Origin of the sequence: uncultured Brevundimonas sp., assembly GCF_937870815.1 — a bacterium.
Taxonomy (GTDB): Bacteria; Pseudomonadota; Alphaproteobacteria; order Caulobacterales; family Caulobacteraceae; genus Brevundimonas.
In genome coordinates this window covers 1-14,971 of the sequence record NZ_CALMZS010000212.1, presented here as the reverse complement: position 1 = coordinate 14,971, position 14,971 = coordinate 1, and the positions used below count along the sequence as shown (strand labels likewise).

Below are 14,971 nucleotides of genomic sequence, written 5' to 3'. Positions count from 1 at the left end.
ACGGAGCTCGGCGCCGGCCACAGCGGCTCACCCCTTGCTCACTAGCACTCCTCACCGAACCCAACACCCCGGCCCGCACCGCCTTACGGCAATATCCGCCGCCGCTGCGGCAGGCTGGCGCCCGGCTCATAGGCGCCCGGGCGGCGGCGGGTCAGGGCCAGGGCGAGCCCCATGGTCAGGCCCATGGCCAGCATCGACGAGCCGCCGTAGCTGATGAACGGCAGGGTCATGCCCTTGGTCGGGATCAGGTTCAGGTTCACGGCGATGTTGATGCAGGCCTGCAGGCCGATCAGCACGAACAGTCCGGCGGCGGCGGTCTGCTCATAGGCGTCGTTCAGCTTCATCGCCCGCCTCATGCCGCGCACGACGATGAAGGCGTAGAGGCCGATCATGGCCAGCGACAGCACCAGGCCGAATTCCTCGGCCCCGACCGAATAGATGAAGTCGGTGTGCAGGTCGGGGACGTGACGCTTCATCACCCCCTCGCCCACCCCGCGCCCGACCAGGCCGCCGGCGCGGATGGCCTCGGAGGCGCGGTCGATCTGGTGGGTGTCGGCGCTTTCCGGCGACAGGAAGCGGCTCAGACGGTCGCGCATATGGCCGAAGGCGAAATACAGCGACACCAGCCCGGCCATGCCCGCCGCCGCGATCACCGCCACCCATTTCAGCGGCACCCCGGCCATGAAGAAGACGGCCATGAAGGTGGTGGTGACCAGCAGGGTCTGGCCGATGTCGGGCTGGATCAGCAGCAGGCCGACGGTCAGGGCCCAGAAGCCGAAGGCGATGCTGACGCCGGGCACCCCCTGCCCCTTCTGGGCCTCGGCGAACATCCAGGCGGCGAAGACGATCAGCCCGGGCTTGGCGAACTCGGACGGCTGCAGGCTGAACGGGCCTAGGTTGATCCAGCGGGCCGCCCCCTTCACCTCGTCGCCGATGAACGGCAGGGCCATCATGGTGACGAGGGCGCCCAGCAAGGCCAGCACGGCGATGCGGCGCACCCCGCGCGGCGACAGCAGGGAGGCGCCGAGCATGATCGCCAGCCCCATCGAGGCCCAGACCATCATCCTCCATGCGTAGTGGAAGGGGTCGGAGATCGACTGGTCGGCGTTGATCGCGGCCGGGCTGGAGGCGAAGCTCAGCGCCACGCCGAGCCCAATCAGCGTAAACGCCGCCGCCAGCAGGCCGCGGTCGACCGTCCAGAACCATTTGGCGATGGGGCTCTGGTCGTTGCGCGAGAAGGCGGGGCTGTAGCCTTCGGTCATGACGCGCCTGCCGGGGTTGCGCCGAGGGCGAGGACGGCGGCGCGGAAGGCCTCTCCCCGCGCCTCGAAGTCGGGATACTGGTCGAAGCTGGCGGCGGCGGGCGACAGCAGCACCACCTCGTCGCGGCCGGTGGCGGCGGCGGCCTCGGCGGCGGCCTTTACGGCGGCGGCCATGTCGCCGCTGATCCGGTGCGGGGTGTCGCCCAGCCGCGCCGCGAACGGCCCGGCCGCCTCGCCGATCAGGAAGGCTTCGGCGACGCGCGGGAACAGGTCCTCGAGATCGTCGATGCCGCCCGCCTTGGCCCGCCCGCCGGCGATCCAGTAGCTGCGCTCGTAGGACGACAGGGCCTGCCGCGCCGCGTCGGAATTGGTCGCTTTCGAGTCATTGACGAATTTGACGCGTCCCAATTGACCGATTTGCTCCATCCGGTGAGCGAGGCCGGGGAAGGTCAGGAGGCCCTCGACGGCGGCCTCATGCGGCACGTCGAGCGCGCGGGCGGCGGCGTAGGCGAAGGCGGCGTTCTGGGCGTTGTGCCGTCCCGGCAGCGAGCGGGCTTTCGTGAGGTCAATTCCCTGTCCGTCGGCCTGTAGCAAGCCGGCGGTCACAAGGACCCTTCCTTCCCCCGCAAGGGGGGAAGGGACGCGGGTGGTGACCTCGACTGCAGGTCTCTTCCCGCCCCTGAGGTCGGCGAGCATGTGCCGTCCCCATTCCTCATCCACCCCCACCAGCGATAGCCCCGCGTGCGCAAATATCCGCTTCTTCGCCGCGACGTAACCGTCCATACCGCCGTGGCGCTCCAGATGGTCGGGCGTGATGTTGGTAAGCACGGCGATGTCCGGGGCGAACGACGTCGTCAGGTCCAGCTGATAGCTCGACACCTCGATCACATAGACCGCGCCCGGCGTGGGGGCCGGCAGGGCCAGCACGCCGATGCCGATGTTGCCGCCGACGTGGACGGTCATCCCGGCCTGTTTCAGCACCCAGCCGATCAGGGCGGTGGTGGTCGACTTGCCGTTGGTGCCGGTGATGGCGACAACCTTGGGCCGCTCCGCTTCAGGCAGGGCGGCGAGGGCGCGGGCGAACAGCTCGATGTCGCCAATGATCTCGATCCCCGCCTCGCGAGCCTTGCCGACCGTCCAGTGCGGCTTCGGATGGGTCAGCGGCGCGCCCGGCGACAGCACCAGGGCCGCAAAACCGGACCAGTCGGCGGCGGTCAGATCCTCGAGCGCGAACCCTTCCGCCCCGGCCTGCATCCGGCTGGAGACGCTGTCGTCCCACAGCACCGGCAGGGCCCCGCCGGCCTTCAGCGCCCGCGCCGCCGTCAGTCCCGACCGGCCGAGGCCGAAGACCGCGATCCGCCGCCCTTCGAAGCCGGGGACCGGGATCATCTATCTGAGCTTCAGCGTGGCCAGGCCGGCCAGCGCCAGCATGGCCGCGACGATCCAGAAGCGGATCACCACCGTCGACTCCGGCCAGCCCATCTTCTCGAAATGATGGTGGATCGGAGCCATCAGGAAGATGCGCTTCCTGGTGGCCTTGAAATAGGCCACCTGGATCATCACCGAGGCCGCCTCGACGACGAACAGGCCGCCGACGATGCCCAGCACCAGTTCGTGCTTGGTGGCCACGGCGATGGCGCCGAGCGCGCCGCCCAGGGCCAGCGAGCCGGTGTCGCCCATGAAGATCTTGGCCGGCGGGGCGTTGTACCAGAGGAAGCCGGTGCCGCCGCCGATGATGGCGGCGCAGAAGATGGCCAGCTCGCCCGAGCCGGGCACATGGTGGACGCCGAGATAGTCGGAGAAGATGAAGTTGCCGACGAGATAGCTGATGATCCCGAAGGCCGCCGCCGCCATCATCACCGGCACGATGGCCAGGCCGTCCAGGCCGTCGGTCAGGTTCACGGCGTTGGAGAAGCCGACGAGGGTGAAGGCGGCGAACAGGACATAGAACCAGCCCACGTTCAGCAGCACCGCCTTGAAGAACGGGAAGGCGATCGAGGTCTCGAGGTTGGGCGAGGTCGGCGACTGCGTCATCCACAGCACCGTCAGGACGCCGGCGATGACCGAGACGATGACCTGGGCCACCAGCTTCTGTTTCGAGGTCAGGCCGGCCGAGGTCTGTTTTGACACCTTGGCGTAGTCGTCGATGAAGCCCAGCACCCCGAAGGCGGCGGTCACCAGGCTGACGATCCAGATGTAGGGATTGGTCAGGTCGCCCCACAGCAGAACGGCCACGGCGATGCCGGCGAGGATCATCAGCCCGCCCATGGTCGGGGTGCCGACCTTGGACAGGTGGGAGACCGGGCCGTCGGCGCGGATCGGCTGGCCCTTGCCCTGCTTGACCCGCATCCAGGCGATGAAACGGCTGCCCATGGCCACCGCGACGATCATGGCCGTGGCCATGGCCAGGGCGACCCGCACCGTCTGGTACTGGACCAGGTTGAGCAGCGGATAGTCCTGGGCGATGTCGGCGTAGTGGAGATACAGCAGGTAGAACATCTTGCGTTCCCTATCGCTCCGCGCGCGGCGCGTCGCTGCTTGAGGGGAGGCCGAGCGCGGCGAGGGCCCGGGCGACCAGCGACGCCTTCGACCCGTTCGATCCCTTGACCATGACGATGTCGCCGGGCGCAACCAGTTCGGCGGCCTCGGCGGCGAGATCGGCGGCGGTTTCGCGCCACAGGCCCCGCCGTTCAGGCGGCAGTATATCGTGGAGCCGCCTCATCTCGGGCCCCGCCGTATGGACCAGATCGAGGCCCGCGGCGGCGATGGGCGCGGCCAGGCCTTCGTGCAGGGCGCGGGACCGGTCGCCGAGCTCCAGCATGTCGCTCAGCACCACGATGCGGCGCGCCCCCGGCCCGACCGGCCGGGCGCCGAGGCTGCGGAAGCCGGCCGCCATCGACAGGGGATTGGCGTTGTAGCTCTCGTCGATCAGGGTGAAGGCGCCCCCCGGCGCCTGGACCACCGCCGTCTGGCCCCGGCCGGCCAGCGGCTCGAAATCGGCCAGCGCGGCCAGGCCGATTTCGGGCGGCGCCCCGAGCGCGTCGAGCATCAGCAGCACGCACAGGCTGTTGAGGCCCCAGTGGAACCCCGACTGGCGCAGCGGGAAGTCCAGCGGCTCGCCGAACAGCTCGGCCCTCACCCGCGCGCCGTCGGGGCCCGGGATGAAGTCCAGCAGGCGGGCGTCGTGCCCGGCCGAGGCGCCGAAGGTGACCCGCCGGGCGCCGGCCTTGCGCGCGGCGGCGTCCAGCACGGCGGCGAAGCCGATGTCGCCGTTCAGAACCGCCACGCCGCCGGGCGCAAGGCCTTCGAAGATCGACGCCTTCTCTGCGGCGACGCCCGCCTCGCCGTCGGCGAAGGCTTCGATATGCACCGGACCGACCGTGGTCACGCAGGCGGCGTGCGGGCGCACCATCCTCGACAGGGGGGCGATCTCGCCCGGGGCGTTCATGCCGATCTCGAACACGGCCCGCTCGACCGTCCGCGGCATTCGCGCCAGGGTCAGCGGCACGCCGATATGGTTGTTGTAGCTCTTGATCGAGGCGTGGGCGGGTCCCGCGAGGTCGAGACCGGCCTTGATCGCCTGGGTCACGCTGGTCTTGCCGACCGAGCCCGTGACGGCGCCGCGGCGGACGTGCGGGCTGCGCTCCCGCGCGGCCGCGCCGAGGGCCTCGAGCGCCTGCAGGGTGTCGGCGACGACGACCGAGGGACCGCCCTCGACCGGCCGGTCGGTGATCGCTCCGGCGGCGCCGGCGGCGAAGGCGGCGACCGCGAAGTCATGACCGTCGCGGGCGCCCTTCAGCGCCACGAACAGATCGCCCGGCACGATTTCGCGGCTGTTGTAGGCGACACCGGACGCCTCGAAGCCGTCGCCGGACAGCCGCCCGCCCGTCGCGGCCTCGATTTCGGAGGAGGTCCAGAGGGGAGCGGTCTCAGGCATGGATACGCAGGGCTTCGGCGGCTTCGGCGGCGTCGTCGAAGGGGTGGGTCACCGCGCCGACGATCTGTCCCTGCTCATGCCCTTTTCCGGCGATGATCACCACATCTCCGTCGCGCATCTGTTCGATGGCGTGGCGGATGGCGGCGCGGCGGTCGCCGATCTCCCGCGCGTCGGGGCAGCCCTCGCGCACCGCGCGGCGGATCGCGGCCGGGTCTTCCGAGCGCGGATTGTCGTCGGTGACGATGGCCACGTCGGCCAGCCGCCCGGCGATCTCGCCCATCAGCGGACGCTTGGCCCGGTCGCGATCGCCGCCCGCGCCGAAGACCACGATCAGCCGCCCCGTCGCGCGCGGGCGCAGGGCCTTCAGCACCGTCTCCAGCCCGTCGGGGGTGTGGGCGTAGTCGACATAGACCTCGCCGCGTCCGGGGCCGGGGATGCGCTGCAGCCGCCCCTGCGCGCCGGTGATCCGCTCGAGGCCGGCCAGCACCCGCTCCGGCGTCTCGCCGGCGGCGATGCACAGGCCGGCGGCGACGAGGGCGTTGGAGGCCTGGAATGCGCCCGCCAGGGGCAGCAGCACCTCATGCAGGGCGCCGCGCGCGTCGAGGGTGAGGCGCTGGCCCTCGGGCACGGCCCGGCGGGCCACCAGCGTCAGGTCGCGGCCCCGCTCGCCCACGGCCATCACCCCCAGGCCCGACATGATCGAGGCGGCGGCGAAACTGGAATAGGCCTCCGAGTCGGCGTTCAGCACCGCTGTCCGGCCGCGCGGCAGCAGGGTCTCGAACAGGCGCAGCTTGGCGGCGCGATAGGCCTCCATATCGCCGTGGTAGTCGAGATGATCCTGGGTCAGGTTGGTGAAGGCCGCCGCCTTCAGCGACACCCCGTCCAGCCGGCGCTGTTCGATGCCGTGCGACGAGGCCTCCAGGGCCAGGTGGGTCACCCCGCCGGCCGCCAGCTCGGCCAGCAGGCGGGCGGCGTCGGCGGCGTCGGGGCTGGTCAGTCCGGGGCCGGTCAACACCTGGTTAACGTTACCCGTCTGTTTCAAAACCCCCAGCGTCCCCATGCTTGCGGCGGACAGTCCGAGCGAGGCCCAGATCTGCCGGCAGAAGGCGGCCACCGAGGTCTTGCCGTTGGTGCCGGTGATGGCGACGCAGGTCGCGGGCTGGGCGCCGTAGAAGCCGCGGGCGGCGATCGCGTAGCTGCGCCGCACGTCGCCCGAGGTCACCAGCACCGGGGCCGCCGCCGTGTCGGTGTCGGTCGGGGCCAGCACCGCCGCCGCGCCCTTCGCCAGGGCCTGCGGGATGAAGGCCCGGCCGTCCGCGGCACTGCCGGGCAGGGCCACGAACAGGCTGCCCGGCGCAACCTTGCGGCTGTCGGCGGTGACCCCGGTGATCAGGGGGTCGGCCGGCACCTCGCGGCGCAGCAGATCGGACAGGCGGATCGAGGCGGGGCTCATCGGCCGTCCTCCCCGGCGTCGTCGGGCGCCGGAATTGTTTCGCCGAGGGCGGTGCGGTACCGGTCGGCGCGGCGCTCGACCCCGAGGAAGGGGGCGATGCGGTCGGCGATGCGGCCCGCCGCCGGGGCGGCCACGAAGCCGCCGGTGCGCGGATAGGTCCCGGGCTCGTCGATCAGGATCAGGATCGAATAGCGCCGCGCGTCGACCGGTCCGTCGGCCGGGAAGACGGCGGCGAAGGTGCCGACCGCGTGGGTGGGGTCGTAGCGGCCGTTGACCAGCTTGTTGGCCGAGCCGGTCTTGCCGCCGACGCGCAGGCCCGCAGCCTCGGCCCGCCCGCCCGAGCCGCGCACCACGTTGCGGCGCAGCAGGTCCAGAAGGGTCAGGGAGGTCTGCGGGCTGACCACCTGGCGAGCCCCGACGTCCGGCCGGCCGCCCTTGCGCAGGGTCAGCGGGATGAACCGCCCGCCGTTGGTCAGGGCCCCCATGGCCGCCGTCATCTGCAGCGGGGTGATCATGATGCCATAGCCGAACGACAGCGACGCCAGGGTCGAATCGTCCCACTGGCCGGGGCGGCGCGGACGGGCGGATTCATGCAGTTCGATCGGGGCGGCGTCGAGCAGGCCGAAGCGGCCGAAATAGTCGCGCATGGTCGCCGGCCCCATCTCGACGGCGAGGCGGGAGGTGCCGATGTTGGACGAGTGCAGATAGACTTCTTCCAGCGTCAGCACCTGGTTGGTGGCGTGGAAGTCGGTGATGCGGCGCTTGCCGATCATGAAGGCCTGGGAGGCGTCGAACCGGGTGTTGATGTCGGCCCGGCCGGTATCGAGCCCGGCGGCGACGGTGAAGGTCTTGAACACCGAACCCATCTCGTAATGGGCCGAGGTCGCGCGGTTGAGCCGGTCGGTGGTCGGCCAGCTGGCCATGCCGAGAATCTCGCCGGTCTGGACGTCGGCGATGACGCCGACGGCGCCCTTGGCCTGGCTGTCGGCGACGGCCTGGGCCAGTTCGTTCTCGAGCACGCCCTGGACGCGCAGATCGATCGACAGGGGGAACGACTCGCCGCGGGCCCCGGCCTCGCGGATCTCGCGGTTGAAGGCCAGTTCGGCGCCGGTGATGCCTTGGCCGCCTGTGTCGGCGACGCCGAGCAGATGAGCGGCCGTCGCGCCCAGCGGATAGACCCGGCGGTCCTCAGGCTCGAAGCTCACCCCGCCCAGGGCGAGGCGGTGCACGCCGGCCTTCTCGGCCGGCGTCAGGCCCGGCATGACGATCAGCCGCCGGTCGCCGGACAGCACCCGGTTCAGCCGGCGCATCGGAATCCGCGGCAGGACCCGCCTGATCTGCAGGGCGGCGGCGCGCCGGTCCCAGACCTCGGCCGGATCGATATAGAGGCCGTAGTGGACGATGTTGGTGGCCAGCAGGGCGCCGTTGCGGTCGACGACGTCGGCCCGCGCGACCGCGTTCGGATGGCTGGCCGAGCCGACGCCGCCCCGGGGAGCCAGCAGCGCCGCATTGGCCGCGCCGAGGGCCAGGCAGACGAACACGGCCGAGAACAGCGACAGGATGACGAAGATGCGGACCCGGGTGTCCTCCTCGGGCCGGGCGTCGGCCCGGGCGCGGCCGAACGAATGCTCGATCCGCCACATGATCTCGGTCAGCCACCGCCACGACGGCATCGAGACGCCGCCGCCCGGGCGTCCGGGGGCGGGGCGGTTCCAGGCGTCGTCGTGCACGCTCATTGCGCGACCTCCGCGGGATCGGCCTCGATCGGGACGGACGGAATGGTCGGCGCGACGATGACCACCGGTTCCGGATCGGGGATCGGGGCCAGTTCGGGCAGGCGCGCCACCGTCGCCTGGCGGCGCACATCCACGGGCGCGAGGCCCGCCATCCGCGACAGGGCTTCCAGACGGCCAGGCTGCTCCAGCCGGGCGACCTCGGCCCGCAGCAGGCGCACGCGCTGGCCGTTCTGGGTGATCTGCCGCTCCAGGCTGGCGATGCGGGCGCTCTCGCTCGCCGCCGCCGCCTTGGCCAGATAGACCGAGAAGATCATGGCGGCGACCAGCGCCACGCCGATGATCTCGACCCAGCGGACGCCGCGGACCTTCCAGTCGAACACCCGCTTCAGGGCTCCGGCGGCGCTCATGCCGCGATCCTCCCCCAGGCCGGGGCGTCGGTGCGCACCGCGGCGCGCAGCCGGGCCGAGCGGGCGCGCGGATTGGCGGCGCGCTCCGCCTCGCAGGCCTCGCGCGCGCCCTTGAAACGCAGGGTGAAACTGGGCTTGCGTGGATCGGCGGCGACCGGCGCGTGGCGCGAGCCGCCGGGCGCATTGCCGGTCCGCTCGGTCAGGAAGGCCTTGACGATGCGGTCCTCCAGCGAATGGAAGGTGACCACGGCCAGCCGGCCCCCGGAAGACAAGGTCGCCTCGGCCGCCTCCAGCCCGGCGCGCAGCTCTCCCAGCTCGTCGTTGACGGCGATGCGCAGGGCCTGAAACACCCGTGTGGCCGGATGGATCGGCGCGCCGCGGCGGCCGCCCAGCGCCTTTTCGACCACCTCGGCCAGGTCCAGCGTGCGGGTGAACGGCCGCTCGGCCCGGCGGCGCAGGATGGCGGTGGCCACCCGGCCCGACTGCCGCTCGTCGCCGTAGAGCTTGAAGATATGGGCCAGCGGCCCGTGATCCCAGCTGTTGACGATGTCGGCGGCGGTCTCGCCGCCATGATCGGAATTGGCGGACATGCGCATGTCCAGCGGACCGTCGCGCATGAAGGAGAAGCCGCGCTCGGCCTGGTCCAGCTGCATCGACGAGACGCCGATGTCGAACACCACCCCGTCCAGCCGCGCCTCGCCGCTGTCGGCGAAGGCTTCGGCCAGACCCGAGAAGGGCGTGCGGATCAGACGGAATTTGCCGGGGAAGTCATTGGCGACGGCGTCGGCGTGCGGCCGCACCGTCGGGTCGCGGTCGAGGGCGATGACCGTCGCTCCGGTGGCGAGGATGGCGCGGCTGTAGCCGCCGGCCCCGAAGGTGGCGTCGATGATCACATCGCCGGCCCGGGGGGCCAGCGCCTCGAGCACCTCGGCCAGAAGGACCGGAGCGTGGGGCGAGGTCATGCGCCCTCCCCGACCGGACGCCGCCCGGCCAGCAGCGCCTTGCGCCCGGCCTCGCCGCGCTCGCGCACGGCCTGACGGGCCAGGGCCCGGCGCTCGTCGCGGCGCGCGTTCCAGCGGGCCCGGTCCCAGACCTGGAAGCGCGAGCCGAGGCCGACGATGACCACGTCCTCGCCCAGCCCGGCGTCCTGGCAGAGATGTTCCGGCAGGGTGATCCGTCCCCCGCCGTCATAGGCCAGCGGCCGCTGACCGGCGTAGAAGGTCTCCTCCAGGGCCGTGCGCACGTCGTCGCCGAACGGCAGCTCCTCGATCATCGAGACATATTCGGCCATCAGCTTGTCGCCGCCGGCCTCGAGACAGTCGGACTCGATCGAGAAGAAGCAGAACACGCCGTGTTCGGCGCCGTTGTCGGCGGTGCGGAACTCCTGCGGGATCAGCAGGCGGCGCTTGCTGTCCAGTTGTTTCTCATAGGTCGAGAGAAACACGCCCTGCCCCAACTCGGACCCTTCGATCCGCCCCTCTGCGTCTGGGCGCATTCCCGCGCCCGCCGAACCCCAACTCAGGTCTATGGGATAGCATGGGATGAAATGGGCCTCAATGGGAATAGTTGACGGAAGTTAACCTCGGCCGTAGGCGCGAAGGCTGTACATATCGGAACATACATGGAACATCCAAAGTATAGACAGGCTTGTGGATGAATGTTGCGCTGCAAAAAGGTTGACGACGCGGCGTGCGGGGGAACGGCGCCTCAAGCAGGGAGCGGCCGCGGCGCGACCCCTCGGTCAAGCCGGAGGTGACGAACCGCGCTCAAGCAGCGAGCGACCGCGTCGCGAGCGTTAGCGCCCCAGGAAATGTAATGTCAGACGGCCTGTAAGCCGGGTTCTGTTCCGCCCCCGAAACCAAAGTCTTGGGGCGGCGACGATCATTCCTCTGGACCGGCCATTGCTGACCGGTTCTCGCGACCTACCCGGACGCCTCGGGCGGTGAACCCTGCGGCCCGGGAACGAATCCTGCGCCGCGCGACGTCCCTATTCGGTCTTGCTCCAGGCGGGGCTTGCCATGCCGTCCCTGTTGCCAGGCACGCGGTGGGCTCTTACCCCACCCTTTCACCCTTACCGGCCTCGCAAGGCCGGAGGTTTGCTTTCTGTGGCGCTATCCCTCGGGTCGCCCCGGGCGGAAATTATCCGCCGCCATTTCACCGTGGAGCCCGGACTTTCCTCCCTGCTTCGCGTTCCGCTTCTCAGGGCAAAGCCCTGCGTAGCCTTGGCGAAGCAGGGCGACCGCCCGACCGTCTGACCGGGGACAGATGGGCGCGACGGAGCCGCGCGTCAATGTTCTCCCCTTACCGAGCGCGCTCTAGCTCAGCACCCCCGTGACGCTCTCCGCCGTGGCCAGCTGGAGCACCCCCATCAGCGTCGCCCGCGTCTCCCCGTCGGCGACGCCGTCGACCCGCGCCGGCCGCCAGTGGCGCTGGAAGGCCGCGACGGTCAGCTTCGTCGACTCGTCGTAGTCGCCGCCGGGCGGCAGGCCGTAGCCGAGCCGGTGCAGGCCGGCGCGCAGCACCGCCACGCCCAGCCCCCCGTCGCCGACGGCCAGCGGCGCGCCGAGCGCCGCGATCCGCTCCGGCGCCGGTTCAAACCACAGGCCGTGGCCGGCGGCCGCCAGCCGCTTCCACGGAAACCGTTCGCCCGGATCCTGCTTGCGCTCGGGGGCCAGGTCGGAGTGGCCGATGATGCGGGCGTCGGGGATGGTCCAGCGGGTGCGGATGTCGCTGACCAGGCTGATCACCGCGTCGATCTGCGCCTCGGGGAAGTCGCGGTAGCCGAACTCGGGGCCCGGATTGACGATCTCGATGCCGATCGAGGCGGCGTTGCAGTCGGTCTCGCCCTGCCAGGCGCCGCGGCCGGCGTGCCAGGCGCGGTGCTCCTCGGCGACCAGCCGCAGGATGGCGCCGTCCTCGTCGACCACATAGTGGGCAGACACCTTTGCCGCAGGGTCACGCAGGCGGGCGACCGCCTCGTCGGCCGTGCGCATGCCGGTGTAGTGCAGCACCAGCATGTCGGGCGGGCCGCGGCGACTGTCGAAATTGGCCGACGGCGCGTCCCGGACGACCAGCATCCTAGCGGCCCGGGCGCTCCCAGCCGTAGGCCACCCAGGTGCCGTCGACCTTGTGCGCCTCGATGACGTCGTCGCCGCGCCGGCGGCGCCCGGACAGGGTGCGCCGGGCGCGCAGGGCGAGGCCGGCGAGGAAGACCAGCGCCCCGGCGAAGACCGCGATCACCGTCACCGCGGCGGCGGTGAACACCGCCAGCACGGCGCCTACGGCCATGGCCGCCAGGGTGGCGATCAGCCCGCCGAGCCACATCACCGACGCGACCAGCCCGTTGGCGGGACGCGGGGCGGACGGGCCGGAGCCGAAGATCAGGCGGTCGGACTGGGTCATGGCTTTATCTCCGGGACGTCGCGAACAACGCCGAACTCTGAATGTCGGTCCATAGGGATGAACGGTCAATGAGGGGCCGCTTCACAGGCGAGTGTCTGCGGGCCGCCGCCTCAATAGGGCTGATCCGCCAGGACCGTGGCCCCGGCGGCCCGCGCCCGTTCGGCCTGGAGCCGTCGCACGGCGGCCTCGGCCTGCGGATCGTTGATGATCCCGCCGACGCCGACCAGCACCCGCGCCGCCTCGCCCGAGACCCCGAACATCTCCGACAGGGCGGCCAGCGGCGACTTCACCTCCGGATAGCGTTTGAAGCGCACCGACTCGTCGTTGGGGATTCGGGCCAGCTGCCTGGCCTTGGCGACGGCCTCCTCGAGGCCGCCCAGCTGGTCGACGAGGCCCAGCGAGCGCGCCTGGGCCCCGGTCCAGACGCGACCGCGGGCGATCTCGCGCACCCTGGCCGGCGGCAGGTTGCGGCCGCGCGCGACGCGGGCGATGAATTCCTCGTAGGTCCGGTCGATGGAGGCCGCGAAGGCGCGCCGGTCGGCGGGATCGAACGGCTCGGACGGCGAGAAGGCGTCGGCGTAATCGCCGCCGACCGCCAGGTTGCGCATGTCGACGCCGAACCGGCCCAGCGCCTCGGCCAGCACCAGCTTGCCGCCGAATACCCCGATCGAGCCGGTCAGGGTCGACGGCTGGGCGACGATCCAGTCGGCCTCCGAGCTGATCCAGTAGCCCCCGGACGCCGCATAGTCGCCCATCGACACCACCACCGGCTTGCCGGCGGCCTTGGCCGCGCGCACCGCCGCCAGGATCTGTTCAGAGGCGTCGGGCGAGCCGCCGGGCGACGACACCCGGAACACGATGGCCTTGACCGATTTATCCTCAATGGCGTCGTAGAGGGCCCGGGCGAGGTCGTCGGACAGGATCGACGAGCCGCCGCCGAACGGATCGGCGTTGTCGCCGGTCCCGGTCATGATGGCCCCCTCGCCGCCGACGATGGCGATGGCGTTGCGGCCGGACCCGGCGCGCTCGCCCCGGGAGGAGGCGTAGTCGCCGAACTCGAGGATTTCGGCCCCCCGCCCGGCCCGGCGCCGGGCCTCGGCCTCGGCCTGCTCGACCTGGCCGATCCTGTCGATCAACCGGCGCTGCAGCGCCTGGGCGGACGAATAGGGGCCGGCCTCGATGGTGGCGCGCAGGGCCTGCGGCGTCACCCTGCGGTCCTGGGCGGCATTGGCCAGGGCCGAGGTGTAGATCGAGGTCATCCAGGCGCTCATCGCCTCGCGGTGGGCCGGGGTGAAGTCGCTCTCGGTGAATTCGTTGACGGCGTTCTTGTACTCGTAGCGCTGTTCGAACTGGGCGTTGACGCCGTATTTCTCCAGCGCCCGCCCGAGGAAGACCGACTCGGCCGAAAAGCCCGCCAGCTGGAAGCTGGAGGTGTTCTGCATCCACAGTTCCGAGGCCGAGGCCCCGATCATGTAGCTGGACACCGCGGTTCCGACCGGCTGGAAGCCCTGGGCGTGGGCGATGACGACCTTGCCCGAGCGGCGGAAGCGGCGCACCGCCTGGCGGATCTCGTCGGCGGCGGCGGGGGTGATGCCGGCCTCCGGCAGCCGGATCAGCAGCGCCTTGACGCGCTTGTCCTCCTCGGCCTGGGCCAGGGTGTCGACGATCTGCATGGTCGACAGGCCCGGGCCGCCGAACAGGGCCAACGGACTGGTCGGGGGCTGGTCGGTCACGCCCTCGCGCAGGTCCAGCTCCAGCACGGTGTTCGAGGGCGTCGGCGCCTTCGACGAGGCCGAACTGACCGCCACGGTGATCAACACCACCGGCACGATGACGAAGAACAGCACCAGGCCGGCGAACACGCCGAGCAAAGTCAGGAAGAATTGCTTCATGGAGAGGGTCGGGGTCCGGGGCGCGGGCCGGGCTTTGGCCGATCCGGACCATAGGGCGACAGGGTTTGCCGTCAAATGAACGTCACGTAACACGCGAACCCGGCCCGGTGCTGCATTGCAGCAGGAATGATTGATGGCGCGCCCGCCTGCCCCTATATCAGCAGCCTGCGAGCGGGGGCCGATCGCCCCGCGTCACATCCGGACCGCACCTCCCATGCTGGTCACCCTGATGAAGGCCAAGCTGCACCGCGCCACGGTGACCCAGGCCGACCTGGACTACGAAGGCTCGATCGCCATCGACGCCGACCTGCTGGACGCCGCCGGAATCCTGCCGCACGAGCAGGTCGATGTGCTGAACATCACCAATGGCCAGCGCTTCACCACCTACGCCATCGAGGCCCCGCGCGGCTCGCGCGTCATCGGCGTCAACGGCGCCGCCGCCCGACTGGTGCAGAAGAACGACAGGGTCATCGTCGTGACCTATGGCCAACTGCCGCAGGAGGAGGCCCGCCAGTGGTCGCCCACCGTGGTGCTGCTCGACGACCGCAACGAGATCAGGCGCGCGGCCTGACGGCTTGACGCAACTGAAGACCTACCGCTCCAGATCGTACACCCCGGTGATGTCGATCCGCACCGTCAGTTCGCCGGCGGCCACCGGAGTCGAGCCGGCGTCCATGGCCATTTCAGTGCGGGCGTACATCGGGACCGGCGGCCGGGGCGTGTAGCCGCCGCCCTCGGTCAGCGAGCGGATGCCGCCCAGCGGAACGCCGAGGGCTTGGGAATACAGCGCCGCCTTGGCCTGCAGGTTGCGCACCGCCAGCTGGCGCGCCTGGTTCTCGGCGGCCGTGGGGTCCTTGAGGCCGAAGCCGATGCCGTCGATCTG

At 71.0% G+C, this 14,971-nt stretch carries 14 protein-coding genes and 1 other RNA gene; 1 reads left to right on the top strand and 14 read right to left on the bottom strand.

Going from position 1 to position 14,971, the window contains the following annotated elements:
- Positions 1-83 precede the first annotated feature (83 nt).
- The 13 genes from ftsW to sppA all read right to left on the bottom strand — a co-directional run bounded on the left by ftsW (position 84) and on the right by sppA (position 14,088).
- Positions 84-1,262 carry a putative lipid II flippase FtsW gene (gene ftsW / locus Q0588_RS14815; protein WP_298747699.1) on the bottom strand — a complete coding sequence of 393 codons (1,179 nt, stop codon included), beginning with the start codon at positions 1,260-1,262 and terminating at the stop codon, positions 84-86.
- Positions 1,259-2,650 carry a UDP-N-acetylmuramoyl-L-alanine--D-glutamate ligase gene (gene murD, locus Q0588_RS14810; protein ID WP_298747697.1) on the bottom strand — a complete coding sequence of 464 codons (1,392 nt, stop codon included), beginning with the start codon at positions 2,648-2,650 and terminating at the stop codon, positions 1,259-1,261. The genes ftsW and murD overlap by 4 nt, the downstream gene beginning before the upstream one ends.
- Positions 2,651-3,760, bottom strand: a complete 1,110-nt coding sequence (mraY, locus tag Q0588_RS14805; RefSeq protein ID WP_298747693.1) for a phospho-N-acetylmuramoyl-pentapeptide-transferase — start codon at positions 3,758-3,760, stop codon at positions 2,651-2,653. It abuts the gene before it with no gap.
- A gap of 10 nt (positions 3,761-3,770) precedes the next feature.
- On the bottom strand, positions 3,771-5,198 hold the full coding sequence (murF, locus tag Q0588_RS14800) for a UDP-N-acetylmuramoyl-tripeptide--D-alanyl-D-alanine ligase (protein WP_298747692.1): 1,428 nt from the start codon (positions 5,196-5,198) through the stop codon (positions 3,771-3,773).
- Positions 5,191-6,651 carry a UDP-N-acetylmuramoyl-L-alanyl-D-glutamate--2,6-diaminopimelate ligase gene (locus Q0588_RS14795; protein WP_298747691.1) on the bottom strand — a complete coding sequence of 487 codons (1,461 nt, stop codon included), beginning with the start codon at positions 6,649-6,651 and terminating at the stop codon, positions 5,191-5,193. The genes murF and Q0588_RS14795 overlap by 8 nt, the downstream gene beginning before the upstream one ends.
- Complete coding sequence (locus tag Q0588_RS14790) at positions 6,648-8,387, bottom strand: penicillin-binding protein 2 (RefSeq protein ID WP_298747690.1); 1,740 nt, start codon at positions 8,385-8,387, stop codon at positions 6,648-6,650. Before Q0588_RS14790 ends, Q0588_RS14795 begins: the two co-directional genes overlap by 4 nt.
- Positions 8,384-8,794 (bottom strand): cell division protein, encoded by a 411-nt coding sequence (locus Q0588_RS14785; protein WP_298747689.1) that lies wholly within the window; start codon positions 8,792-8,794, stop codon positions 8,384-8,386. The genes Q0588_RS14790 and Q0588_RS14785 overlap by 4 nt, the downstream gene beginning before the upstream one ends.
- Positions 8,791-9,756, bottom strand: a complete 966-nt coding sequence (gene rsmH / locus Q0588_RS14780) for a 16S rRNA (cytosine(1402)-N(4))-methyltransferase RsmH (RefSeq protein ID WP_298747688.1) — start codon at positions 9,754-9,756, stop codon at positions 8,791-8,793. The genes Q0588_RS14785 and rsmH overlap by 4 nt, the downstream gene beginning before the upstream one ends.
- On the bottom strand, positions 9,753-10,238 hold the full coding sequence (locus tag Q0588_RS14775) for a division/cell wall cluster transcriptional repressor MraZ (RefSeq protein ID WP_298747850.1): 486 nt from the start codon (positions 10,236-10,238) through the stop codon (positions 9,753-9,755). The genes rsmH and Q0588_RS14775 overlap by 4 nt, the downstream gene beginning before the upstream one ends.
- 370 nt (positions 10,239-10,608) lie before the next feature.
- An RNA gene (gene rnpB, locus Q0588_RS14770) (RNase P RNA component class A) lies at positions 10,609-11,049 on the bottom strand.
- A gap of 60 nt (positions 11,050-11,109) precedes the next feature.
- Positions 11,110-11,871 (bottom strand): N-acetylmuramoyl-L-alanine amidase, encoded by a 762-nt coding sequence (locus Q0588_RS14765; RefSeq protein WP_298747687.1) that lies wholly within the window; start codon positions 11,869-11,871, stop codon positions 11,110-11,112.
- Position 11,872: 1 nt separating this feature from the next.
- On the bottom strand, positions 11,873-12,196 hold the full coding sequence (locus Q0588_RS14760; RefSeq protein ID WP_298747686.1) for a hypothetical protein: 324 nt from the start codon (positions 12,194-12,196) through the stop codon (positions 11,873-11,875).
- Between the two features lie 110 nt (positions 12,197-12,306).
- Positions 12,307-14,088: a signal peptide peptidase SppA gene (gene sppA / locus Q0588_RS14755; RefSeq protein ID WP_298747685.1), complete on the bottom strand. Its 1,782-nt coding sequence runs from the start codon at positions 14,086-14,088 to the stop codon at positions 12,307-12,309.
- A 214-nt stretch (positions 14,089-14,302) separates the two neighbouring features.
- On the opposite strand from sppA, the gene panD reads away from it, so the two are divergent.
- Positions 14,303-14,659 (top strand): aspartate 1-decarboxylase, encoded by a 357-nt coding sequence (panD, locus tag Q0588_RS14750; protein ID WP_298747684.1) that lies wholly within the window; start codon positions 14,303-14,305, stop codon positions 14,657-14,659.
- A gap of 21 nt (positions 14,660-14,680) precedes the next feature.
- On the opposite strand, the gene Q0588_RS14745 is transcribed toward panD, so the two are convergent.
- The coding region (locus tag Q0588_RS14745; protein ID WP_298747683.1) for an SIMPL domain-containing protein at positions 14,681-14,971 on the bottom strand (291 nt) is incomplete at its 5' end.

Bases quoted from the DNA above. Each gene is read 5' to 3' on its own strand.
- murF (WP_298747692.1), bottom strand. From the start codon at position 5,198: ATGCCTGAGACCGCTCCCCTCTGGACCTCCTCCGAAATCGAGGCCGCG.
- sppA (WP_298747685.1), bottom strand. From the start codon at position 14,088: ATGAAGCAATTCTTCCTGACTTTGCTCGGCGTGTTCGCCGGCCTGGTG.
- Q0588_RS14785 (WP_298747689.1), bottom strand. From the start codon at position 8,794: ATGAGCGCCGCCGGAGCCCTGAAGCGGGTGTTCGACTGGAAGGTCCGC.
- mraY (WP_298747693.1), bottom strand. From the start codon at position 3,760: ATGTTCTACCTGCTGTATCTCCACTACGCCGACATCGCCCAGGACTAT.
- Q0588_RS14795 (WP_298747691.1), bottom strand. From the start codon at position 6,651: ATGAGCCCCGCCTCGATCCGCCTGTCCGATCTGCTGCGCCGCGAGGTG.
- Q0588_RS14790 (WP_298747690.1), bottom strand. From the start codon at position 8,387: ATGAGCGTGCACGACGACGCCTGGAACCGCCCCGCCCCCGGACGCCCG.
- murD (WP_298747697.1), bottom strand. From the start codon at position 2,650: ATGATCCCGGTCCCCGGCTTCGAAGGGCGGCGGATCGCGGTCTTCGGC.
- Q0588_RS14765 (WP_298747687.1), bottom strand. From the start codon at position 11,871: ATGCTGGTCGTCCGGGACGCGCCGTCGGCCAATTTCGACAGTCGCCGC.
- rsmH (WP_298747688.1), bottom strand. From the start codon at position 9,756: ATGACCTCGCCCCACGCTCCGGTCCTTCTGGCCGAGGTGCTCGAGGCG.
- Q0588_RS14760 (WP_298747686.1), bottom strand. From the start codon at position 12,196: ATGACCCAGTCCGACCGCCTGATCTTCGGCTCCGGCCCGTCCGCCCCG.
- ftsW (WP_298747699.1), bottom strand. From the start codon at position 1,262: ATGACCGAAGGCTACAGCCCCGCCTTCTCGCGCAACGACCAGAGCCCC.
- panD (WP_298747684.1), top strand. From the start codon at position 14,303: ATGCTGGTCACCCTGATGAAGGCCAAGCTGCACCGCGCCACGGTGACC.